The sequence below is a fragment of the Bacillus sp. K7 genome (genome assembly GCF_053903245.1).
This window is the reverse complement of the sequence record NZ_CP096406.1, coordinates 2,911,269-2,932,415: the sequence shown is the minus strand read 5'-3', so window position 1 is coordinate 2,932,415 and position 21,147 is coordinate 2,911,269. Positions and strand designations below refer to the sequence as shown.

Annotated in this window: 24 protein-coding genes and 1 pseudogene; 17 read left to right on the top strand and 8 right to left on the bottom strand. The window is 45.1% G+C overall.

Going from position 1 to position 21,147, the window contains the following annotated elements:
• Nucleotides 1-12 precede the first annotated feature (12 nt).
• Nucleotides 13-1,221 carry a multidrug efflux MFS transporter gene (locus M1D98_RS15035; RefSeq protein ID WP_411813423.1) on the bottom strand — a complete coding sequence of 403 codons (1,209 nt, stop codon included), beginning with the start codon at nucleotides 1,219-1,221 and terminating at the stop codon, nucleotides 13-15.
• On the opposite strand from M1D98_RS15035, the pseudogene M1D98_RS15030 reads away from it, so the two are divergent.
• Both M1D98_RS15030 and kapD read left to right on the top strand, forming a co-directional pair.
• Nucleotides 1,124-1,326 (top strand): annotated as a pseudogene (locus tag M1D98_RS15030) (hypothetical protein). The gene M1D98_RS15035 and the pseudogene M1D98_RS15030 overlap by 98 nt on opposite strands.
• Nucleotides 1,327-1,402: 76 nt before the next feature.
• On the top strand, nucleotides 1,403-2,020 hold the full coding sequence (kapD, locus tag M1D98_RS15025; protein WP_010329889.1) for a 3'-5' exonuclease KapD: 618 nt from the start codon (nucleotides 1,403-1,405) through the stop codon (nucleotides 2,018-2,020).
• Nucleotides 2,021-2,046: 26 nt separating this feature from the next.
• On the opposite strand, the gene kapB is transcribed toward kapD, so the two are convergent.
• The 3 genes from kapB to M1D98_RS15010 form a co-directional block, all read right to left on the bottom strand.
• Entirely contained in the window at nucleotides 2,047-2,433 is a 387-nt protein-coding gene (gene kapB, locus M1D98_RS15020) for a kinase-associated lipoprotein KapB (protein ID WP_010329888.1), read from the bottom strand.
• A gap of 45 nt (nucleotides 2,434-2,478) precedes the next feature.
• On the bottom strand, nucleotides 2,479-3,765 hold the full coding sequence (locus M1D98_RS15015; protein ID WP_121643177.1) for a sensor histidine kinase: 1,287 nt from the start codon (nucleotides 3,763-3,765) through the stop codon (nucleotides 2,479-2,481).
• Nucleotides 3,766-3,891: 126 nt separating this feature from the next.
• Nucleotides 3,892-5,055, bottom strand: a complete 1,164-nt coding sequence (locus M1D98_RS15010; RefSeq protein ID WP_121643176.1) for a MalY/PatB family protein — start codon at nucleotides 5,053-5,055, stop codon at nucleotides 3,892-3,894.
• Nucleotides 5,056-5,141: 86 nt separating this feature from the next.
• Between M1D98_RS15010 and M1D98_RS15005 the strand changes: the two genes are divergently transcribed.
• Nucleotides 5,142-5,402 carry a DUF1871 family protein gene (locus tag M1D98_RS15005; protein WP_010329885.1) on the top strand — a complete coding sequence of 87 codons (261 nt, stop codon included), beginning with the start codon at nucleotides 5,142-5,144 and terminating at the stop codon, nucleotides 5,400-5,402.
• A 26-nt stretch (nucleotides 5,403-5,428) separates the two neighbouring features.
• Here the strand turns inward: M1D98_RS15005 and M1D98_RS15000 are convergent, their stop codons facing one another.
• The gene (locus M1D98_RS15000) at nucleotides 5,429-6,250 is read right to left on the bottom strand and encodes an alpha/beta fold hydrolase (RefSeq protein ID WP_121643175.1); all 822 of its coding nucleotides are present in this window, start codon (nucleotides 6,248-6,250) and stop codon (nucleotides 5,429-5,431) included.
• Between the two features lie 150 nt (nucleotides 6,251-6,400).
• Between M1D98_RS15000 and M1D98_RS14995 the strand changes: the two genes are divergently transcribed.
• From M1D98_RS14995 to yugI, 3 genes are all read left to right on the top strand, one after another.
• Nucleotides 6,401-6,901, top strand: a complete 501-nt coding sequence (locus M1D98_RS14995; protein WP_039075650.1) for an Lrp/AsnC family transcriptional regulator — start codon at nucleotides 6,401-6,403, stop codon at nucleotides 6,899-6,901.
• Entirely contained in the window at nucleotides 6,902-8,062 is a 1,161-nt protein-coding gene (locus M1D98_RS14990) for an aminotransferase (RefSeq protein ID WP_010329882.1), read from the top strand.
• 200 nt (nucleotides 8,063-8,262) lie between these two features.
• A complete protein-coding gene (gene yugI / locus M1D98_RS14985; protein WP_003228864.1) occupies nucleotides 8,263-8,655 on the top strand; it encodes a S1 domain-containing post-transcriptional regulator GSP13 in 393 nt (130 codons plus the stop codon).
• A gap of 177 nt (nucleotides 8,656-8,832) precedes the next feature.
• On the opposite strand, the gene M1D98_RS14980 is transcribed toward yugI, so the two are convergent.
• A complete protein-coding gene (locus M1D98_RS14980) occupies nucleotides 8,833-9,069 on the bottom strand; it encodes a DUF378 domain-containing protein (protein WP_010329881.1) in 237 nt (78 codons plus the stop codon).
• Between the two features lie 229 nt (nucleotides 9,070-9,298).
• On the opposite strand from M1D98_RS14980, the gene M1D98_RS14975 reads away from it, so the two are divergent.
• The 5 genes from M1D98_RS14975 (at nucleotide 9,299) to M1D98_RS14955 (ending at nucleotide 14,100) form a co-directional block, all read left to right on the top strand.
• Nucleotides 9,299-10,462: an iron-containing alcohol dehydrogenase gene (locus M1D98_RS14975; protein ID WP_268559543.1), complete on the top strand. Its 1,164-nt coding sequence runs from the start codon at nucleotides 9,299-9,301 to the stop codon at nucleotides 10,460-10,462.
• Between the two features lie 106 nt (nucleotides 10,463-10,568).
• Complete coding sequence (locus M1D98_RS14970) at nucleotides 10,569-11,741, top strand: iron-containing alcohol dehydrogenase (RefSeq protein WP_010329879.1); 1,173 nt, start codon at nucleotides 10,569-10,571, stop codon at nucleotides 11,739-11,741.
• A gap of 111 nt (nucleotides 11,742-11,852) precedes the next feature.
• Complete coding sequence (locus M1D98_RS14965; RefSeq protein ID WP_268535902.1) at nucleotides 11,853-13,205, top strand: glucose-6-phosphate isomerase; 1,353 nt, start codon at nucleotides 11,853-11,855, stop codon at nucleotides 13,203-13,205.
• 58 nt (nucleotides 13,206-13,263) lie between these two features.
• The gene (locus M1D98_RS14960) at nucleotides 13,264-13,635 is read left to right on the top strand and encodes a hypothetical protein (RefSeq protein WP_121643767.1); all 372 of its coding nucleotides are present in this window, start codon (nucleotides 13,264-13,266) and stop codon (nucleotides 13,633-13,635) included.
• Between the two features lie 60 nt (nucleotides 13,636-13,695).
• On the top strand, nucleotides 13,696-14,100 hold the full coding sequence (locus M1D98_RS14955) for a YugN-like family protein (protein WP_121643174.1): 405 nt from the start codon (nucleotides 13,696-13,698) through the stop codon (nucleotides 14,098-14,100).
• Here M1D98_RS14955 and M1D98_RS14950 read toward each other — a convergent pair.
• Entirely contained in the window at nucleotides 14,097-15,077 is a 981-nt protein-coding gene (locus tag M1D98_RS14950) for a potassium channel family protein (protein ID WP_268558966.1), read from the bottom strand. The genes M1D98_RS14955 and M1D98_RS14950 overlap by 4 nt on opposite strands.
• On the bottom strand, nucleotides 15,074-15,406 hold the full coding sequence (locus M1D98_RS14945; RefSeq protein WP_010329874.1) for a protein mistic: 333 nt from the start codon (nucleotides 15,404-15,406) through the stop codon (nucleotides 15,074-15,076). Before M1D98_RS14945 ends, M1D98_RS14950 begins: the two co-directional genes overlap by 4 nt.
• Before the next feature lie 46 nt (nucleotides 15,407-15,452).
• On the opposite strand from M1D98_RS14945, the gene M1D98_RS14940 reads away from it, so the two are divergent.
• The 6 genes from M1D98_RS14940 to M1D98_RS14915 all read left to right on the top strand — a co-directional run bounded on the left by M1D98_RS14940 (nucleotide 15,453) and on the right by M1D98_RS14915 (nucleotide 21,125).
• Entirely contained in the window at nucleotides 15,453-15,716 is a 264-nt protein-coding gene (locus tag M1D98_RS14940; protein ID WP_010329873.1) for a hypothetical protein, read from the top strand.
• Nucleotides 15,717-15,760: 44 nt separating this feature from the next.
• Nucleotides 15,761-16,438 carry a zinc metallopeptidase gene (locus M1D98_RS14935; RefSeq protein WP_010329872.1) on the top strand — a complete coding sequence of 226 codons (678 nt, stop codon included), beginning with the start codon at nucleotides 15,761-15,763 and terminating at the stop codon, nucleotides 16,436-16,438.
• A gap of 43 nt (nucleotides 16,439-16,481) precedes the next feature.
• Nucleotides 16,482-17,774 carry a hemolysin family protein gene (locus M1D98_RS14930; RefSeq protein WP_268558969.1) on the top strand — a complete coding sequence of 431 codons (1,293 nt, stop codon included), beginning with the start codon at nucleotides 16,482-16,484 and terminating at the stop codon, nucleotides 17,772-17,774.
• Nucleotides 17,775-17,902: 128 nt separating this feature from the next.
• A complete protein-coding gene (locus tag M1D98_RS14925; RefSeq protein WP_268558970.1) occupies nucleotides 17,903-19,567 on the top strand; it encodes a glycoside hydrolase family 13 protein in 1,665 nt (554 codons plus the stop codon).
• Nucleotides 19,568-19,681: 114 nt separating this feature from the next.
• Nucleotides 19,682-20,083: a secondary thiamine-phosphate synthase enzyme YjbQ gene (locus M1D98_RS14920; RefSeq protein WP_456279686.1), complete on the top strand. Its 402-nt coding sequence runs from the start codon at nucleotides 19,682-19,684 to the stop codon at nucleotides 20,081-20,083.
• Nucleotides 20,084-20,093: 10 nt separating this feature from the next.
• The gene (locus M1D98_RS14915) at nucleotides 20,094-21,125 is read left to right on the top strand and encodes a nitronate monooxygenase (RefSeq protein WP_456279685.1); all 1,032 of its coding nucleotides are present in this window, start codon (nucleotides 20,094-20,096) and stop codon (nucleotides 21,123-21,125) included.
• Nucleotides 21,126-21,147 lie beyond the last annotated feature (22 nt).

Genomic DNA, 21,147 nt, shown 5'->3' with positions numbered 1-21,147 from the left:
TTTTTCTGAGAATCAGCTTGCTTTGGCATAAGAATCTTTCCGGAATTTCTGCATGATCCAAAGCATGCAAGCGCCGGCGAAAAAGAGAAACGCTGTGACATAAAAGGCGGCCGAAATTGTGAAATGGCTCGAGATGATCCCGCCGATAAGAGGCCCGAGCACGTTTCCTAAAAAGCGAAAGCTGACATTGTAGCCGAGAATTTCTCCTTGAATGCTGCCTGGGGCTTGAACGCGGATCGCTGCGGTAATGCACGGCAGCAAACCGCCCATCGCCATTCCAAATAAAAATCTGAACACAAGGAGCACGCTGAGTGAGGACGCGAGCGCCTGCGGGATAAAAAAGATAGAGGCGGCGAGTAAAAGCCCGATTAAAATGCGGCGGTGGCCGTAGCGGTCGCCCAGATCTCCCCATTTTCTAGCCAGCAGCAAACTTCCGAGTCCCGTTGCTGAAAATGCCATGCCGGAGAAAAAGGCCAGATTGACAGGTCCGTGCAGCTCATTTACATATAGAGCGAGCAGCGGCTGGATACTGAAGTTGCCTGTTTGAACCAGCATGGTTAAGAGCATCATAACCCAAAGCGCCGGCTGGTGAAAAATAAAGGAGAGCACTTCTTTCCTCGTGTAAGGCGTACGTTTGGCTGTCTTCTCTGCAAGAGGCTGTTCTTTAACACCGAATAACACGAGAAGAACAGATGAGAAAATCACAAAGGATGTGATAAAAAAGGTATACGTAAAACCGAAACGATCAGCAAGCATGCCACCCAATAGCGGGCCGAACAAGCTTCCGGACACTTGCCCCATTTGCAGCGTGCCAAGTGTTTTGCCGGCTGAGCCCTTTGGCGTCTGTGCTGAAATCATCGCTAGAGAGGTCGGGATAAATCCGGTTACAAGCCCCATTGCCATACGCAGAAAAAACAATTGGTACACCGATGTAACAAAGCCCATGAATAAAATGCTGAGGGCAATGCCTGTTCCGGTTGCCATAAGAATGACCTTGTATCCGCGTTTGTCTCCGAACCGCCCCCAAAACGGGGACACGAAAAACGCCATGAGAAAGGTAATGCCGAACACATAGCCGCTCCACCTTTGCACAAAGCCGTTTGAAAAAGTGCTGAGCGTCTCAATGTATAAGGAGAGAAAAGGAACAATCATCGTTGTGCTGGCTGAGACAAAAAAGTTCGCCAGCCACACAATAACGAAGTTCTTCTTACGGATAGAAATAACATCACCTTCTTATTATTTCGGGTTCCTTACAATTATAAAGAAACGATTCACGATTTAAAAGAAACAAAGCGGCTGGGGAATTTCATTATTTTTAGAAAATGAAGAAAGGTCGAGAAGATGAATTGATATACTATAAAGATAGCATTTTCTGATCGGAGGAAAGGCAGGTGTAAAAAAGGTGGCGACAAACAGCTTACTCATTATTGATTTCGAATTTACGATGCCCGAAGGAAAGTACAGCCCGCAAAACTTCTTCCCGGAAATCATTGAAGCGGGAATTGTAAAGTCGGTTGATGATGAAGTAGTTGAGACGTTTTCTAGCTATGTCAGGCCGAAAAAATTTCCTAAACTGACGAAACGCTGCAAATCATTTTTAAAGATCACGCAAAAGCAGGTAGACGAGGGGATGCGGTTCGAGGATTTCATCCGTAAACTAAACGAGCTGGACCCTGAGAAAAACAGCACGATTGTTACGTGGGGAAACATGGATATGAAGGTGCTAAAGCAAAACTGTATGTTTAACCATATTCCATTCCCTTTTAAGGGGGAAATGAGAGATTTATCGCTTGAATACAAAAACTTTTTTGGAGACCGGACACTGACGGGTTTGTGGAAAGCTGCCGAGGAATATGGAGATGCCGGAACGGGAACCCATCATAAAGCGCTTGATGACGCTCTCACAGCACATAAGCTTTTTAAGCTTGTTGAGCAGGATAAACAGTATCTAGAGAAGCCAAAACCGCCGACAATCGGCGAAAGAATCGATTTATCCGAACTGTTCAAGCGCGCAACGTAAAAAACCCAATCTTTTGTCAGACTGGGTTAAGGGCGGTTGAAATATTCTTTTTCCAAAATGTCCAGATTATTCAAGGAGCGCTTTGCCCACTCCGAACCATCCTCATTTAATTTGGCTCTCAGCTGTGCTGCCGCCTCTCGCAGAGACTCGGCATATTCCGGCACTTCACCGTCATAAGGCTTCACCATGTGATGGGGGATGTTGGTCTGTTCACCATATGCGAGCGCTTTTCTCTCATGAAAGAACGGCACATCCGCCTGTTTTGGATGATGAAGGTCTCCTTGAGCGGGATGGGTGAGAACCGCTTTGATTTTTACTAAGTAATGCTGCGGCCTGCAAGCGGTGATTTCTCCTATGTATACACCTGTTTTGTAAAATCCTTTAACGATAGAGCCTGTCTCAAACGTGCTCATTTGTCATCACCTCGCATTTATTCTATTAAAGTTCCACTCAATTTGCTAGTGGGGAAGGTCGGCGGGCAGTGTAATTGTAACGGTGGTGCCCCTTTGGAAACTGCTGTTAAACGAAATGGTCCCGTGATGATGTTCAATAATTGAAAAGGTGACGGAGAGCCCGAGTCCCGTTCCGTTTGATTTTAATGAATAATAAGGTTCGCCGAGCTTTTGCATTTGATGGTCTGTCATGCCGATCCCGTTATCCGATATGTTGACCATAATCGTATGGCCGCTTCTTTTGGCTGATATGCGGATCATCCCCTCCCCATGGTGAACCGCTTCAATACTGTTTTTCATCAGGTTGATGACTGCCTGCTTCAGCTTCGTTGTGTCTCCATATATAAAAAGGCCCGGCTCTGCTTCAGCCTCGACAGTTACAGACTTGAAATTGGCATACGATACCATAAGGGAGCTAGTTTCTTTGATAAGAGCAGATAAATCAAAAATCTCTTTTTCATATAATTGCTGTTTGGCCATATCGAGATAGTTTGTTATAATGCCTTGCGCCCGGTCAAGCTCTGACAGTACAAGCTTTTTGTAATCGGCACTTGATTTGTTCTGAAGGGTTTCGTCATTAAAAAGCAGCTGGACAAAACCGCGGACAACTGTCAGCGGATTTCTGACTTCATGAGCGACGCTCGCTGCCAGTTCACTCACAATCGTCATTTTTTCTGAATGGATCAGCTGTGAACGCAGGGCGATATTCTCGGCGATGCTTTCGATAATATAGATGCTTAAAAGAAGAACAATGGAACGGAACAGCCCTGAAACAGCCGCTTCATAAAGAAAAATTACTGAATTTTGAAAATTTAAAATATTAAAGGCAGAAAAAACCAAGCTGGAGGCGAAAAACAAGAAGATCTCCAAGCCGCCGATCAATAAAGTCAGCAACAGTTTTCTTCTTTTGGACATGAATGGCCATTTTTTTTGAAATAAAATTGGAATGATAATGAGAAAAGGCTGCAAAGTGAAAACAAACATTGCGGAAGGTTCGTAAAACAGCAGTTCAAAACATAAGACAGATGCGGCGACTGTAAGCCCTGAAGCAGTACTAATGTAAAATAAACAAATGATAACGGGAATCATCTGAAGGCCGTATTGTATGTAGTCCATTTCATGAATAGGAAAGAGAATGCATAAAACAGAGGCGCCGCAGGCGAATAATGTGACCAATAAACTGTTTATTTTGGGAACGAGGATCGCCGGCTTTCCGAGCCAAAACAATTGGTAAAGAAGAATAGGAAACAAAATAAAACAGATATGCAGGAGATAGTCTTTTAGAACTTCCATTCGTGTGAAATCCTTTCATATAAAATATGAATCTATTATAACACTAAACATTAGAAGGGAAATATAAAATTCCTTTATTAAGAACGCCTTTACAAATGAAGACGTAAAGGCGTTTAACAGTTATATTTACGCTAATGCGGCTTTGATGCGGCCCAGGCCGTCCTGCAAGGTTGCGAGAGTGCATCCCGCGTTCAGACGCATAAATCCTTCTCCGCCAGGCCCGTATTTCGTCCCTGGCTCCAAAATGATTTTCCCCTTTTTCAGCATCCTTTGCTGAAGCTCCGCGTCGGATAAGCCGTAAGCTTTGAAATCGAGCCATATCAGGTAAGATGCGTCCGGCCTCATCATTTTTACTTTTGGGAGCTCGGTGCTGAAAAAGGCTTCAGCTTCGCGCATGTTTTGCTCAAGGTATGAGATCAATTCATCGAGCCATGGCCCGCCTTTTGAATAAGCGGCTTCGATCGCAGTGACGGCAAACGCGTTAAGCCCGCCTAAACCGTTGCGCTGGAGGCTTGCGGAAAACTTGGCGCGCTTCAGCCGATCCGGAATAATGATGGCCGATGCCTGCAATCCGGCGATATTAAATGTTTTGCTTGGCGCAGCACATGTCACGGAAATCTCAGCGAAATCGTCAGAGAGAGAAGCGAACGGCGTGTGTTTGTGTCCGTACAGCATTAAATCGGAATGGATTTCATCTGATACAATTGTGACGCCATGTTCTAAACACAATTCTCCGAGCTTCTGTAAATCTTCCCGTCCCCATGAACGTCCTGAAGGGTTATGAGGGTTGCATAAAATAAACAATTTGACGCTTGGATTACTGAGCTTCGTCTCCAAATCTTCAAAATCCACTTCATAAACGCCGTCTTTTTCCAGCAGCGGATTATGTAAAATATGCCGGCCGTTTTTCTCAATCATATGGTAAAAGGGCGTATAAACAGGAGGCTGGACAACCACTTGATCTTCAGGTTCCGTGAAAGCTTGTACCGCCATGCTCAAAGCGGTGACAACCCCCGGGCTGAATGTGATGCTTTCCGGGTTCACCTTCCAGCCGTGCCTTTTGCGCATCCATCCGCACACAGCATCCTTCGTTTTTTGGTCTGGCGCCGTATAACCGAAAATCCCATGGCTGAGTCGCTCTTTTAATGCTTCAGCTATCGCTTCCGGCGCGCGGAAATCCATATCCGCCACCCACATCGGCAGTGCGTCTTCCACGCCGAATAATTCGCCTGCTTTGTCCCATTTGACCGATTGGGTGCCAAGGCGTTCTTCTCGTATATCAAAGTTCATTCTGTTACCCCCTTAGGAATGTTTATTCTTCTTAGCGTAACTATGATAAAATAATAGTGCAAATTTTATGATAAGCGGTGATCAATATGGAAGAAAGTCAAGCGGTCAGGGAAATGATCAAGATCATTGCCAAATGGGACCCGTTTCAATATGGAGAAGAATTTTACGAAACAGAGGCTGTTGATGTCGTGCAGGCGGTCTATGATGAAGACGATCCCGACGTTCTGGCGAAAAGCATTCAGGATATATTTGAAGCTTCTTTTGAACAAAAGCTGCCGATCGACAGCTGCCGGGAAGTGGCTGGCCAGCTTTTATACATAAAAGACAGCAGCTCTTGCACGCCTTAAAAAACCGGTATCGTCCGGTTTTTTTGTTATGTGATAAATTTTGCGATGTGCTCGGAAACGAATTCTGGCCGTTCCTCTGGCACCAGATGTCCGGTCTGGCCAAGTGAGTATAGGACGGAATCAGGCAAATCCCGGTGCAGCCGTTTACCGATCTCCACAGGGACAATCCGGTCTTCCTCGCCCCAAATCAATAGAGCGGGCTTGTTCATTTTCTTTAATTGCTCGGGTTCTAAATCGCCTTCTCTATGGCGGATAAACTTTGTCATGGCCCTGAAAATCTCCTCATCTTGAAACGGCTTGCCATAGCCGTCAATCATCTCCTCATCAATCAGCGACTTGTCATGCACAACATTCAATAAATTTTTCACCACGCCTTCTTTCGAAAGCCAGCGCTTAATATAAAGATGAAAATACGGAAGGTGGGTCCCAAAAATGATCGTCGGGTGTGAACGTTTCAAATACCCTGAACTGCAAAGCAGCACAATCTTCGAAAAAAGCTCAGGCTTTTGCAGTGCAGCAGCCAGCGATATTTGCCCGCCCATAGAATGTCCGACAAGCGCGGCCTCTTTCACTTGCAAGTGTTCCAAAATCCCAATGACAAGCTTAGCAAGGTTGTGATACGTATAGACAAATGTTCTTGATTTTTCAGATTGGCCGAAAGGAGGCAAATCAAGTGCGATGATGTCGTACTTGTCCCGAAGAAGAGGAATGACTTTTCGGAAGCTAAAAGCAGACGATAAAAAACCGTGCACGCAGACAAGAGTGTGCCTGCCTGGATTTTGATAATGTTCATAATACACATTTACCCCATCTACTGTAAGCCGCCTTATTGGTGAAACCGCCTCCATTTTGTGTCACTCCCTTTCATGTGATGTCTGTATTGTGTCCAGAAAATGTCAATTCTAGCGGAAGTTTCTCTTTGTTTTTTTCTTAGCATTCGTCAAAAAACGTGATATAATGTCATGAAGATTTCTTGACATTGCAAAGGTGTGAATTGAATGAAATTGACAGAAAAAGAAACAGAAATATTAGAAATTTTAGACGAAAACAGCCGCGCCGATTTAGAAACAATCGCGAAGATGGCGGGCATTCCTGTAAATGAAGTAAAAGCAATTATAGACAAACTGGAAAAAGAAAAGGTTATCATCGATTATTCCGCTATGATTGACTGGCGAAAAGTCGACGGACACGAAGGGGTCACAGCCATGATTGACGTCAAAGTAACGCCGAAGCGGGGAGTCGGTTTTGATGAAGTGGCGGAACGCATTTATCGATTCCAAGAGGTTGAATCAGTTTACTTGATGTCAGGCGTGTACGATTTGTCGGTCGTGATTCGCGGCAATTCAATGTCTGACATAGCGCGTTTTGTTTCAGATAAACTGTCCACCCTTGATTCAGTTGTATCGACGACGACCCATTTCATCCTGAAAAAATACAAGCATGACGGCAAAGTGTTTGAAACAGGAGACGACGACAAAAGAATCGTGGTGTCACCGTAAATGACTTCGTATTTATCTGACTATGTACAACAAATAAAACCGTCCGGCATCCGCAAATTCTTTGATTTGGCGGCAACGATGGAAGGCGTGATTTCTTTAGGCGTCGGCGAACCTGATTTTGTTACTGCATGGAATGTACGCGAAGCAAGCATTCTCTCCCTTGAACAAGGATATACATCATACACTGCAAATGCCGGTTTATACTCATTGCGTGAGGAAATCAGCCGTTACTTGAGCAGCAGGTTTGGCCTTCGCTATTCGCCAGACAATGAGCTGATTGTGACCGTAGGGGCGAGTCAGGCCTTGGATATTGCGATCCGCGCTATTGTGAATCCAGGTGAGGAAGTCATCATTCCTGAACCGTGTTTTGTGGCGTACGATGCGCTCGTTTCTTTGGCAGGCGGCATTCCGGTTCATGTCCATACAACGGCAGACAAAGGGTTTAAAGCGACGGCTGCCGATTTTGAAGCGGCTGTCACTGAAAAAACAAAAGCGATTCTCATCTGCTCGCCATCGAATCCGACAGGTTCGGTTTATTCGAAGGAAGAGCTGAATGAAATTGCGGAGTTTGCCAAAAAACACGACATCATTGTTTTAGCAGATGAGATCTACGCAGAGCTGACATATGATGAGGAATTTACAAGCATAGCGGCATTGCCGGAAATGAAGGAACGGACGGTTGTCATCTCGGGCTTTTCAAAAGCGTTTGCGATGACGGGCTGGAGACTCGGTTTTGCCGCAGCGCCGCCTGTGCTCCGGGATGCAATGCTGAAAATTCACCAGTATGCCATGATGTGCGCGCCGGCCATGGCACAGTTTGCCGCCTTGGAGGGCTTGAAGAACGGAATGGAAGATGTAGAAAAAATGAAAAAAAGCTATCGGAGAAGACGGAATTTATTTGTGGAAACGCTCAATGAAATCGGCCTCAACTGTCATCATCCGGGCGGCGCTTTCTATGCTTTTCCATCCATCAAAAGCACGGGAATGAGCTCAGAGCAGTTTGCAGAAGAGCTTCTGACACAGGAAAAAGTGGCTGTTGTCCCGGGAAGTGTGTTTGGCCCGAGCGGTGAAGGCTATATCCGCTGTTCATACGCAACCTCGATCGAGCAGCTACAAGAAGCATTAGTCAGAATGAAACGCTTCCTGAACAAAACGACATAAAAAAAGATACGAACCTTTTGTTCGCATCCAATAAAAGGGGGGAATACTAGAAAGCCTTTGGTATTTTCAGTTTACCCCTTTTCGCTATGCTTAAACCTGATTTTTATAAAAAAAGTTTTCTTTGCGGAAATAAAACATCTGTGATATAATTTTAAATTGCGTATAAACAGATATTTAATTTAACTTAGGAGTTGTTATGAATGGCAGCAAAATTTGAAGTGGGCAGTGTTTACACTGGTAAAGTTACAGGATTACAAGCGTATGGTGCGTTTGTTGCATTAGATGAAGAAACTCAAGGTTTAGTACACATTTCTGAAGTGACTCACGGTTTCGTAAAAGATATCAACGAGCACCTTTCAGTTGGCGACGAAGTACAAGTAAAAGTACTTGCTGTTGACGAAGAAAAAGGAAAAATCAGCCTTTCAATTCGTGCGACACAAGCTGCGCCTGAGAAAAAAGAGAGCAAACCAAGAAAACCTAAAGCTGCGCAAGTAAGCGAAGAAGCTTCTACACCACAAGGTTTCAACACATTAAAAGATAAGCTTGAAGAATGGATCGAAATGTCCAACCGCAAAGACCTTATCAAAAAATAAGCATGAAAAAAAGGCACCGGACGGGAATGTCCGGTGCTTTTCATGTCATGCAAAATCCCAAAACACTTTGTTTGGGGATTTTGTCTTTTGTAAGTGCAGATACGCAGATCTGACAGCAAAAGCGAGGGTTTGTCACCCCGCTGAAGCGCCGGACAGAAAGGCCCGGTGCTTTTTTATTTATCGCATCTCAGGATTTGCTGCCTCTTCACGAGATGTTTGCTCGTTTGGCTTAAACAGCAGACCTAGGTTGATTAAGCCGGCGATTCCGACAAGTCCGTAAATGATACGAGAAAGGGCCGACCCTTGGCCGCCGAAGATGGCCGCTACTAAGTCAAATTGGAAAAATCCGATCAGTCCCCAGTTAATGGCGCCAATGATAGTTAAAACTAGACAAATTCTCTGGATCGTACTCATGTTTTGCAACCTCCTCCATGAATTATTAAAACAGTTATAGATTGTGACATATTGGAGAATCTATACATGCATTCTCCATATTGAGGGAAACTGTTCTGCCCTCGCCTATATCAGTTTCTTTCCCAGCGTCTTGCCATACCAAACCATACGATATGCCGCCCGGTGAGAGCTGATTGCTTTACAGGTCATGAGGACATTCTGCATAATAAAAATCTAAGGAGGAGATGTCATGCAAAACTTTACATACTGGAATCCGACCAAATTAATTTTCGGGCGCGGGGAAGTGGAAAAACTTCCGGAGGAACTCAAACCTTACGGGAAAAACGTATTGCTGGTTTACGGAGGCGGAAGCATCAAACGCAGCGGCCTGTATGATCAAGTGATGGAACAGCTGAATAAAGCCGGAGTGACCGTGCATGAATTAGCAGGTGTAGAACCGAATCCGCGTGTGTCGACTGTTAATAAGGGTGTTGACCTCTGTAAAGAACACAACATCGATTTCTTGCTGGCTGTCGGCGGAGGAAGTGTCATCGACTGTACAAAAGCGATTGCCGCAGGAGCGAAGTATGATGGTGATGCGTGGGATATCGTCACGAAAAAACATCAGCCAAAGGATGCTTTGCCATTCGGAACCGTATTGACTCTCGCAGCGACTGGTTCTGAAATGAACTCAGGCTCGGTTATTACAAACTGGGAAACAAAAGAAAAATACGGCTGGGGCAGCCCGCTCGTATTCCCTAAATTCTCGATTCTCGATCCGGTGAATACGTTCACCGTTCCTAAAGATCACACGATCTACGGTATGGTTGACATGATGAGCCACGTATTCGAACAATATTTCCATCATGTATCAAACACGCCGTATCAGGATCGTATGTGTGAATCGCTTCTGCGCACCGTCATTGAAACAGCGCCTAAACTGATCAACGATCTCGAAAATTACGAATTGCGTGAGACGATTCTGTACACAGGGACAATTGCATTAAACGGCATGCTTTCTATGGGGGCACGAGGCGATTGGGCAACTCATAATATTGAACATGCAGTTTCAGCCGTTTATGATATTCCGCATGCCGGTGGACTTGCGATTCTGTTCCCGAACTGGATGAGACATACATTGTCAGAAAACCCTGCCCGCATGAAACAGCTTGCAGTGCGCGTGTTTGGTGTTGAAGAAGCTGGTAAATCAGATGAGGAAATCGCGCTTGAAGGTATCGATAAGCTGTCTGTGTTCTGGACTAGCCTAGGCGCTCCAAACCGTCTTGCTGATTATGATATCAATGATGAGCAGATTGACACAATTGCTGATAAGGCGATGGCTAACGGAACTTTCGGCCAGTTTAAATCACTCAACAAAGAAGATGTTCTGGCCATTTTAAAGGCATCTCTATAAAACAAGGGGGGAAGCAGCTGTTTGGCTGCTTCTCTTTTTCTTTATGTAAATTTATGCTACAATGGAAAATCTGTTTTTTTAATCAGCGTCTTTTGGAGGTTTTACCATGGAAAATTTCACTTATTACAATCCGACAAAACTGATCTTCGGTAAAGGTCAGATTGAACAATTAAAAAAAGAATTAAAACAATACGGCAAGAATGTGCTGCTTGTCTATGGAGGCGGAAGCATTAAACGCAACGGCCTGTACGATCAAGTCGCAGGTATTCTAAAAGAAGAATGTGCTGTTGTTCATGAGCTGTCAGGTGTAGAGCCGAACCCGCGTCTTGCGACTGTGGAAAAAGGCATTGCTCTATGCAGAGAACATGACATTGATTTTCTGCTCGCTGTCGGCGGAGGAAGCGTTATCGACTGCACAAAAGCGATTGCTGCAGGTGTCAAATATGACGGCGACGCCTGGGATATTTTCAGCAAAAAGGTCACAGCAAAGGATGCGCTGCCGTTCGGCACTGTTTTAACTCTTGCTGCGACAGGCTCTGAAATGAACCCGGATTCCGTGATTACAAACTGGGAAACAAACGAGAAATATGTATGGGGCAGCAATGTGACTCATCCGCGTTTCTCTATTTTAGATCCGGAAAATACATTCACTGTCCCGGAAAATCAAACTGTGTACGGTATGGTTGATATGATGAGCCACGTATTTGAGCAATACTTTCATAATGTCGAAAACACACCGCTTCAAGACAGAATGTGTTTTGCGGTTCTGCAGACAGTCATCGAAACAGCCCCTAAGCTTCTAGAAGATCTGGAAAACTATGAGCTTCGCGAAACGATTTTGTATGCAGGCACAATCGCTCTAAACGGCACGCTTCAAATGGGCTACTTCGGCGACTGGGCTTCTCATACAATGGAACACGCTGTTTCAGCTGTGTATGATATTCCGCATGCGGGCGGACTTGCGATTCTGTTCCCAAACTGGATGAGATACACGCTTGATACAAATGTCGGCCGTTTTAAAAACCTCATGCTCAACATGTTTGACATCGATGCTGAAGGCAAAACAGATAAAGAAATTGCGCTTGAAGGCATCGACAAGCTGTCTGCATTCTGGAGAAGCCTCGGTGCGCCTTCCCGACTTGCCGATTACAATATCGGAGAAGAAAAGCTTGAGCTGATTGCTGATATCGCAGCCAAAGAAATGGAACACGGCGGCTTCGGCAACTTCCAAAAACTGAACAAAGATGACGTGCTCGCCATCCTTCGCGCGTCTCTATAAACCCAGAGGGCGGAATCCAGTCATTCCGCCCTTTCTTCTTGACTTGATTTCACAGATGAGTTCATATAAAGTGAAAGATGAAAACATTATACCGTTATGGAGGGACAAGCAATGACGCATGTACGCTTTGACTACTCAAAAGCGTTGACTTTCTTCAACGAACATGAACTTACATATCTGCGGGACTTTGTAAAAACAGCACACCATAATATTCATGAAAAAACAGGCGCTGGCAGTGATTTTCTAGGCTGGGTGGACCTCCCTGAGCATTATGATAAAGAAGAATTTGCGCGCATCAAAAAAAGCGCGGAAAAAATCAAATCTGACTCTGATGTATTGCTTGTTGTCGGCATCGGCGGTTCTTACCTAGGCGCGCGGGCAGCGATTGAAGCGCTTAATCACGCGTTTTATAATACATTGCCAAAAGCAAAGCGCGGCAATCCGCAAGTTATTTTCATCGGAAACAACATCAGTTCTTCCTATATGAGAGATGTCATGGATCTTCTTGAAGATGCGGATTTCTCTATTAATGTGATTTCTAAATCAGGTACGACAACTGAACCTGCAATCGCTTTCCGTATTTTCCGCAAGCTTCTTGAAGAGAAATATGGCAAAGAAGAAGCGAAAGCGCGGATTTACGCGACAACTGATAAAGAACGCGGTGCATTAAAAACGCTTTCTAACGAAGAAGGCTTCGAGTCGTTTGTCATTCCTGATGATGTCGGCGGCCGTTATTCTGTATTAACAGCTGTTGGCCTTTTGCCGATTGCTGTCAGCGGTGTCAACATTGACGACATGATGAAAGGCGCACTGGATGCGAGCAAAGATTTTGCAACATCTGAACTAGAAGAAAACCCTGCATACCAATATGCGGTTGTTCGCAATGTGCTTTATAATAAAGGCAAAACAATCGAAATGCTCATCAACTACGAACCGGCGCTCCAGTATTTTGCGGAATGGTGGAAGCAGCTGTTCGGAGAAAGTGAAGGGAAAGATGAGAAGGGCATTTATCCTTCTTCAGCTAACTATTCAACAGACCTTCATTCATTAGGCCAGTATGTGCAGGAAGGCCGCAGAGATTTATTCGAAACGGTGCTGAATGTAGAGAAACCGAAACATGAGCTGACAATCGAAGAAGCGGATAACGATCTTGACGGCTTAAACTATTTAGCTGGAAAAACGATCGATTTCGTTAACAAGAAAGCGTTCCAGGGCACAATGCTTGCCCATACAGACGGAAATGTGCCGAACTTAATCGTGAACATTCCTGAGCTGAACGCATATACTTTTGGATACCTTGTATATTTCTTCGAAAAAGCCTGCGCCATGAGCGGATATCTCCTCGGCGTCAATCCATTTGACCAGCCTGGAGTAGAAGCGTATAAAGTCAATATGTTTGCTTTGCTGGGCAAACCTGGCTTTGAAGAGAAAAAAGCAGAGCTAGAAAAACGTCTGGAAGATTAATGTGAGAAAGCTGACTGGCATTTGCCGGTCGGCTTTTTATGAAATCAGAAAGGGGCTGATGTTCATGAAACAAATGGTTAAACATCTCATTATTGCCGGTTGTTCTGCAGCTGTTCTAAGTATCCTTATCTCTTTCAATACGGTGAATACTGTGTTTTCTTCAAGTTATGGCGGTACGTTATTCCACTTTTTCATCCATGCCTTTCTTCTTATTGGTTTACCGCTTGCTCTTTTTACCGATGCGGTTCACCGGCTGCTGCATTTAAAGCGATCCCATACTCTTTTCACTAAATTAGGGCTCTATGCTGCAGTTGTTTATCTTTCATGGGAATCAGCTGCAGGGCTTGCAACGGCAATGGCTGTTTACCTTTTAATTGAATGCGCTTTCTTTTCTGTTGGCCGCACGAAAGAAACAACGATTTCCATGTAGTAAGCCTCTGAATGAGGTCTTGTTCGGCAGGACAGGATAAGTAAAAAAAGGGGCATTTCGATGATTACAATACCTTCCGTGATAGATGGGCAGTCTTTTCTGCTTCAAGAACTGGAACAAGTCATGAAGCCGCTTGGTTATGTGATAAACGGCGGCTGGGAATACGACCACGGCTATTTTGATTATAAAATTGACGATCAAGACGGCTATTTGTTTTTAAGGATTCCTGTCCACGCAGTGCGAGGCAGTCTCGATCAACGAGGAGCGACCGTCCGGATCGGAACGCCATTTATGCTGAGGCAGGTGTTTCAGGCGGATCTTGACGACTATGCTGAGGGAGGCCCGTTCCAATCACTGTTTAATCAATTTTCCGAGCCGGAGAGGCGAGACGCGGAAATTGATCCTGCGTATTTGGACATTGGCGCCTCCCTAGTGAAAGAATTAGAGGATGTTTTGCTGCATTAGATCGCCAGAAATTTGTCTGTCTCAAGCATCTTATACGTAAGAGGAGGGGAGATCACCGGCCCCTCCTCTTTTTGCACACCGATAATTGTCGTGTTGTGATCAAGGAAATAGTGGACACACGTTTTGTAAGCGGCTCCCTTTAAATCATCAGGAACAGGCAGAAGCTTCACTTGCTGATCAAATTTCAGATTGATGCCGCTCTTAGACGGCTGTAAATTGGCTTGGTAATGCTGCAGCATCGCTTGGCTGATGAATTTTGAAGTACCGATGATTTGATTAGCGCCAGCCCGCTCCGCATTTGTGACAAAACGGTCAGTCAAAATCTCGACGATACAGTAAGCAAGAGGGTTAAGCCCTTTAACAGATAAAAGAATCAACACTGACAGCATATCTGCTTCAGTTTCACTTTTATACTGATCGGCTGTCACCATCACTGATTCCGCTTCCGTAATATTGGCACGTTTCAGTGTTTCATCATCGGCAGCGTGGCCTCGTATAAAATGAACGTTTTCGATAAGCGGGCCTTCATTCAAAGTCTCATCGATCAGCACAACCGTCTTGGATGGGGCCGCAAGCTGAAGCTGCTTCAGCAGCCGGTTTGTTTTTTCATTCCACCCAATCAAAATAATATGGCCCCGCCCTTTGTAAGCAACTTTCCCTTCAATGTAGCGGTGCTGCCTGCTGAATGCGGCCGCTGATAATGTGGCGAAATAGGCGGTGACAAAGCTTGCTCCGGTCAAAATCAGCAGTATTCCGGCTGCCTGTCCCATCGGCGTGTGGGGCACATAGTCTCCATAACCGACTGTCGAAACGGTAACAACCGCCCACCAGATCCCTTCAAATACCGATGTGAATTGTTTCGGCTCAAGTATATAAATGATTTGGCCGAACAAAAGAATCAGAAATAAAATAATGACCGCGATTCGGATAAATAACGGCCACCTCAGCCAAGAAATAAATATCCGATTTGATTTCATTCTGTTTCTCCTTCTTCAGATAATGAGATGGATAAAATCTGTTTAATAATCGTATTTAATTTCTCGTTTAGCTTCTCTTGGCCGTACATATCTCGGGCCTGCTTCATTAAATCGGCTGTATCATCTTCAAGCTGAATAAGCGGCTCATCGATTTCCGAGTCATTATAAAGCTGGATAAATGCGTCCAGCCCTTCATTCATTCGGTCGATTGCTGTGCTCAGCTGTTCCTTTTCCTCACTCGTCACTTTCATGGCTTCCATCACACCCGCGCTTTTTTCTAACAGTATGTCCCACTTCCGGTGATGTTTTTCAAAAAATGAACAAAACATATAAAAACGGATTACTCCATAAACTAAAGCAAAAAGGATGAAAAAGATGACGATCATTCAAAGAACGATCGTGGTTTTGATCGGAACCCAGCTGGCGGCATCCGCGGTGATTTTGTTTATTTTTGAGTTGAATTCATATAATCACTTTTCCGGCGGCTTCTCCTGGCTTCACTTTCTGAAAAAGAATGTCGGCGGCTTTGCCTTTTATTTATTTTTAGGAGGACTGTTCTTTCTGCTGATCGGAATGTGTGCTCCGAGCCGGAAGAAGAAGCGCATTTCTGTACACGAGAAAGAAAACTCATTAAAATAATCGTAATAAAGAAAGATTTGATCACAGATAAAGGATGATGAAAAATGCTGTTTATATTTTTGACAATAGCCGCATTGGGATTATCGTTTTGGGCACAATTTAAAGTGAAGAGCAATTTTGAAAAATATTCAAAAGTGGAAGCCTCAAGCGGACGTACAGGGGCAGAAACGGCAAGACGGATTTTAGATATAAACGGTCTTTACGACGTGCCGGTCGAACCGGTAAGAGGCACTTTAACAGACCATTACGACCCGACAAGACGGGTGGTGCGGTTATCTGAGCCGGTCTATTATGGCCGCTCAATTTCCGCCATCTCCGTAGCTTCCCATGAAGTCGGACACGCCTTGCAGCATCAGGAAGCATATGGTGCGCTTGTGCTGAGACATAAAATCTTCCCAGTCGTGAATTTTGCATCCGGTGTAGCTCCTTTTCTTTTCTTAGGAGGCATGCTTCTCGGCAGCCTGAATCTGATCGGGCTTGGCATCATTCTGTTTTCAGCCGCTGTCTTTTTCCAGCTGATTACACTGCCTGTCGAATTTAATGCAAGTTCACGCGCGAAGCAAATTATTGTGTCAGAAGGATTCATCCGAAACACTGAAGAGAATGGGGTAAATAAAGTGCTGAGCGCCGCCGCCTTAACATATGTGGCCGCCGCCCTGGTTTCCCTGTTTGAGCTTCTTCGCTTTGTGATGATCTTCTTAAACGGTCGTAATGAGAATTAACGTTAAGGAGGTGGCCCCTTACCATTTATGGTAAGGGCTTTTTTTGCTTATTTTACAATTGGTCGCCATTTTTGTATTGGTTGGCATTACGGCTTTTTTCGTCGCAGCAGAATTTGCAATCGTCAAAATCAGAGGGTCAAAAATCAATCAGTTGATCGAAAGCGGTGATAGCCGGGCGCTTGCCGCACACAAAATCATCTCCAATCTGGACGAGTATTTATCAGCCTGCCAGCTCGGGATTACCATTACAGCTCTCGGCCTTGGATGGCTTGGTGAACCGACATTTGAACGCATTCTTCATCCTTTGTTTGAGATGACAGGCATCCCGGAACCGATGAACCACATTGTCACATTTATCATTGCATTTATCATCGTCACTTTTTTGCATGTGGTGCTGGGGGAGCTTGCCCCGAAAACGGTTTCCATTCAAAAGGCTGAGGCTGTCAGCTTATGGGTTGCAAAGCCTTTGATTTGGTTTTATAAAATCATGTTTCCGTTTATTAAAGCATTGAACGGCTCCGCAAGTTTTTTTGTGAAATTATTTGGCTTTCATTCTGTGAAGGAGCATGAGGTTGTCGTCAGCGAGGAGGAACTGAGGCTGATCCTTTCAGAAAGCTATGAAAAAGGAGAAATCAATCATTCTGAATTCCGCTATGTGAATAAGATTTTTGAATTCGACAACCGGGTAGCGAGAGAGATCATGATCCCGCGGACAGAAATTGCGGTCATCTCGTTGGAGCAGTCGCTTGAAGAAGCGATTCATCACATTATTAATGAACGGTATACACGCTACCCTGTCATCAAAGAAGACAAGGATCATATTTTAGGGATCATCAACAGCAAAGACATGTTTAAAGCTTATTTTCTCGGCCAGCCGATAAAGTTAAAACAGATCATGAGGCCCGTCATCAGGGTCATTGAAAGCATCCCTGTTCAGCAGCTTTTGATCCGCATGCAGAAGGAGCGGATTCACATGGCCATTCTCGTAGATGAATATGGTGGAACGGCGGGGCTTGTCACTGTCGAAGATATTATTGAGGAAATTGTCGGGGACATCCGCGATGAATATGACCAGGATGAAACACCGCACATTTTGAGAAAAGGCGAGCACCATTATGTGATGGATGGAAAAGCGCTAATAGATGAAGTGAACGATCTGCTCGACACTGCCATTGAAAATGAAGAAATTGATACGATCGCGGGCTGGCTTCTGACACAAAAAATGGAGCTGAAAGCAGGAGATGTGATACACGCGGAGGGCTGTGAATTTAAAATCCTCGATGCTGAAGATCATCACATCCGTTTTGTAGAAATAAAAAAAACTGACTTTTTATAAAAGAGCAGCCGAAGCTATTGAGCGGCTGTTTTTTGATGCAGCAGGCAGTTTCCTGAAAAAGCAATGCTGTACATCCTTTTTTCTACATAAGATATATAGACTGTGATACTGAGGAAGGGAGTGGCTGTATGAAAAAGGCTTGGTGGAAGGAAGCTGTTGTCTATCACATTTATCCTCGCAGTTTTAAAGATTCCAATGGCGACGGAATCGGGGATATTCAAGGAATCAGATCCAAGCTTCCCTACATAAAGGAGCTGGGTGCCGACGTCATTTGGATTTGTCCTTTGTACGATTCGCCTAATGCGGATAACGGCTATGATATCAAGGATTACAAAAACATATTAAGCGATTTCGGCACCATGGCTGATTTCGACCAGCTGCTTGGAGATATGCATGAACTGGACATGAAGCTGATAATGGATCTTGTCGTGAACCATACAAGCGATGAACACCCATGGTTCATTGAATCCCGTTCCTCTGTACACTCGGAGAAACGCGACTGGTATATTTGGAAGGACGGCCAAAATGGCAAAGCGCCAAATAACTGGGAAAGTATTTTCGGCGGATCGGCTTGGCAGTATGATCAAAAGACTAGCCAGTATTATCTTCACCTTTTTGATCAAAAACAGCCTGATTTGAATTGGGAAAATGAAAAGGTGAGAAATGCGGTATATGACATGGTGAATTGGTGGCTTGACAAAGGCATTGATGGATTTCGGGTGGATGCGATTACGCATATTAAGAAAAAAGAAGGGCTTCCCGATATGCCGAATCCAAAAGGGGTGGATGTCGTTTCCTCCTTCCCCTATCACATGAATGTCGACGGCATAATGGATTTTTTAACAGAGCTCAAAGAAAACACATTTTCCCGTTATCCAATAATGACAGTGGGTGAGGCTAACGGGGTTTCTGCAAAGGAAGCGGCTGATTGGGCTGGAGAAAAAAACGGCATCTTCAGCATGATTTTTCAATTTGAGCATCTCGGCCTGTGGGATGTTGAAGTCAATGAGAGCATTGATATCGTTTCCTTTAAACGAATTTTAACAGACTGGCAGGACAGTCTTGAAGGGATCGGCTGGAATGCGTTGTTTATGGAGAATCATGACCAGCCCCGTTCAGTTTCTGTATGGGGAGACGACGGAGTGTACTTGAAAGAAAGCGCAAAAGCGCTTGCTGCTGTTTATTTTCTCATGAAGGGCACGCCCTTTATTTATCAGGGACAGGAACTTGGCATGACGAACGTGGCTTTTCCGTCTATTGCTGATTATGATGATGTCGCCATGAAACGCCTGTATGAAATAGAAAGGGCGAAAGGCGCTTCACATGAGGACGTGATGAAGATTGTCTGGAAAAAAGGGCGGGACAATTCGCGAACGCCGATGCAATGGAATGCTGATCCATACGCCGGATTTTCTGATGCTAAACCGTGGATCGGAATTAATGAAAATTACAAATGGCTAAATGCCGAGGCGCAAAAAAACGACCCAACATCCGTATACCACTTTTACAAGAGCTTGATCAAGCTGCGCCAAACATACGATGTTTTTATCAACGGAATATACGAGCTCATTTTGCCCGAAGATCAGCAAATCTTTGCGTATCTTCGGAAAAACGAGAACCATACTGCGCTGATTGCGGCCAATCTGTCAGCAACACCGGCCTTTTTCAAGCGCGCCGGATTGCCATTGTCATCAGACGCACTCGTATTGTCAAATGTCGAAATAAAGCCTCACAAGCACATGACATCAGTCCTGTTGCAGCCGTATGAAGCAAGAGTATATGTATGGCGCTAAACTCCAGCCATAGACTGGAGTTTTTTGTTTTGATCACGTTTATGTGAGCAGGTTAACAGGAAAAAGAGAACACAGAACGAATTAGCAAATAGAACGGACAGAAAGGAGATCCAAATGCTGAAAACACTGCAAATCAAAACGAGTAAGCGAGATGAAATGATTGAGATCACACGAGAGGCGGAAGCCTTTCTTCAAGAAACAGGGGTGACGAGCGGCGCTGCGCTGATTTACTGTCCGCATACGACCGCGGGCATTACATTTAACGAAAACGCCGATCCGGACGTCAAAAAAGATATGCTCAGAAGATTTGATGAAGTGTATCCGTGGGAGCACGAGTTGGACCGCCATATGGAAGGCAATACAGCTGCGCACATGAAGTCGAGTACGGTGGGAGCTTCCCAACACGTCATTATTGAAAATGGCCGATTGATTCTTGGAACGTGGCAGGGCATCTATTTCTGCGAATTCGACGGCCCCCGCACCCGGACATGTTATATCAAAATCATGGGGGAATAGGAGGATTTTTATGACGGATTGGCTGAAAACATTATCGCTGACCATACCTGTCATCCAGGCGCCGATGGCCGGCGGGCTGGTCACGCCTGACTTGGCAGCCACAGTATCGAATGAAGGCGCGCTTGGCAGCTTAGCGTCCGGATATCTTAGTCCCGACATGCTCGAAAAGCAAGTCGTTGACATGCAGCAGCTGACTGATCGAGCATTTCAGGTGAATGTGTTTGTTCCGGAAAGCAGAAAAGAACCGGACGAAGACAGCGTTGAAACTTGGAAAAACAGAATTCCATTTGCCGAACAGGCCCCTCCATTTTCTTCAGAAGAAGAGGAATGGGAGGACTTCCATAAAAAAATAAGCATCATTATGAAATACAATGTCAAAGCCTGTTCGTTTACGTTCGGCATTCCGCCGGATGAAGCCATTCAAGCTTTAAAGAAAAATGGCTGTTGTCTCATTGGTACGGCTACGGTTCCGCAGGAAGCCATCATGCTTGAAGAACGAGGAATGGACATCATTGTACTGCAAGGAAGCGAAGCGGGCGGCCATCGCGGTTCCTTTCTGCCGGTGAGCGGGGAATCCGCACTTGGCCTTATGTCGCTGATTCCCCAGGCGGCAGATGCAGTGACCATTCCGGTAATCGCGGCAGGCGGAATTGCCGACCGCCGCGGCGTCCAAGCCGCTCATTGTCTTGGAGCCCAGGGCGTACAGGTCGGGACGCCATTTCTCATGTGTGAGGAATGCGACGTATCAGAAACGTACCGGCGCGAATTAAAAAGAGCGCGGGGAACAGACACGCGCCTCACCTCATTGTTTTCAGGTAAGCCTGCAAGGGGTATAGTCAATCAATGGATGAAAGAGCAGCAAGCTGAGGAGGCAAACGCACTTCCTTATCCATTGCAAAACACGTTAACAAAGCCGATGAGAAAACACGCAGCCAGAGAAAAAGATTCCGGGTACATGTCTCTGTGGGCCGGGCAATCTGTCGGCATGCTGAACCGGCCCGCTAATGTGAAGTCACTGTTAGCCGAGCTTTGCAGCAAGTAACTTGTGAAACAGGGGTGGCAGA

Bases quoted from the DNA above. Each gene is read 5' to 3' on its own strand.
- kapB (WP_010329888.1), bottom strand. From the start codon at position 2,433: ATGAGCACGTTTGAGACAGGCTCTATCGTTAAAGGATTTTACAAAACA.
- M1D98_RS15015 (WP_121643177.1), bottom strand. From the start codon at position 3,765: ATGGAAGTTCTAAAAGACTATCTCCTGCATATCTGTTTTATTTTGTTT.
- M1D98_RS15010 (WP_121643176.1), bottom strand. From the start codon at position 5,055: ATGAACTTTGATATACGAGAAGAACGCCTTGGCACCCAATCGGTCAAA.
- M1D98_RS15005 (WP_010329885.1), top strand. From the start codon at position 5,142: ATGGAAGAAAGTCAAGCGGTCAGGGAAATGATCAAGATCATTGCCAAA.
- M1D98_RS15000 (WP_121643175.1), bottom strand. From the start codon at position 6,250: ATGGAGGCGGTTTCACCAATAAGGCGGCTTACAGTAGATGGGGTAAAT.
- M1D98_RS14995 (WP_039075650.1), top strand. From the start codon at position 6,401: ATGAAATTGACAGAAAAAGAAACAGAAATATTAGAAATTTTAGACGAA.
- M1D98_RS14990 (WP_010329882.1), top strand. From the start codon at position 6,902: ATGACTTCGTATTTATCTGACTATGTACAACAAATAAAACCGTCCGGC.
- yugI (WP_003228864.1), top strand. From the start codon at position 8,263: ATGGCAGCAAAATTTGAAGTGGGCAGTGTTTACACTGGTAAAGTTACA.
- M1D98_RS14980 (WP_010329881.1), bottom strand. From the start codon at position 9,069: ATGAGTACGATCCAGAGAATTTGTCTAGTTTTAACTATCATTGGCGCC.
- M1D98_RS14975 (WP_268559543.1), top strand. From the start codon at position 9,299: ATGCAAAACTTTACATACTGGAATCCGACCAAATTAATTTTCGGGCGC.
- M1D98_RS14970 (WP_010329879.1), top strand. From the start codon at position 10,569: ATGGAAAATTTCACTTATTACAATCCGACAAAACTGATCTTCGGTAAA.
- M1D98_RS14965 (WP_268535902.1), top strand. From the start codon at position 11,853: ATGACGCATGTACGCTTTGACTACTCAAAAGCGTTGACTTTCTTCAAC.
- M1D98_RS14960 (WP_121643767.1), top strand. From the start codon at position 13,264: ATGTTCATGAAACAAATGGTTAAACATCTCATTATTGCCGGTTGTTCT.
- M1D98_RS14955 (WP_121643174.1), top strand. From the start codon at position 13,696: ATGATTACAATACCTTCCGTGATAGATGGGCAGTCTTTTCTGCTTCAA.
- M1D98_RS14950 (WP_268558966.1), bottom strand. From the start codon at position 15,077: ATGAAATCAAATCGGATATTTATTTCTTGGCTGAGGTGGCCGTTATTT.
- M1D98_RS14945 (WP_010329874.1), bottom strand. From the start codon at position 15,406: ATGTTTTGTTCATTTTTTGAAAAACATCACCGGAAGTGGGACATACTG.
- M1D98_RS14940 (WP_010329873.1), top strand. From the start codon at position 15,453: ATGACGATCATTCAAAGAACGATCGTGGTTTTGATCGGAACCCAGCTG.
- M1D98_RS14935 (WP_010329872.1), top strand. From the start codon at position 15,761: ATGCTGTTTATATTTTTGACAATAGCCGCATTGGGATTATCGTTTTGG.
- M1D98_RS14925 (WP_268558970.1), top strand. From the start codon at position 17,903: ATGAAAAAGGCTTGGTGGAAGGAAGCTGTTGTCTATCACATTTATCCT.
- M1D98_RS14920 (WP_456279686.1), top strand. From the start codon at position 19,682: ATGCTGAAAACACTGCAAATCAAAACGAGTAAGCGAGATGAAATGATT.
- M1D98_RS14915 (WP_456279685.1), top strand. From the start codon at position 20,094: ATGACGGATTGGCTGAAAACATTATCGCTGACCATACCTGTCATCCAG.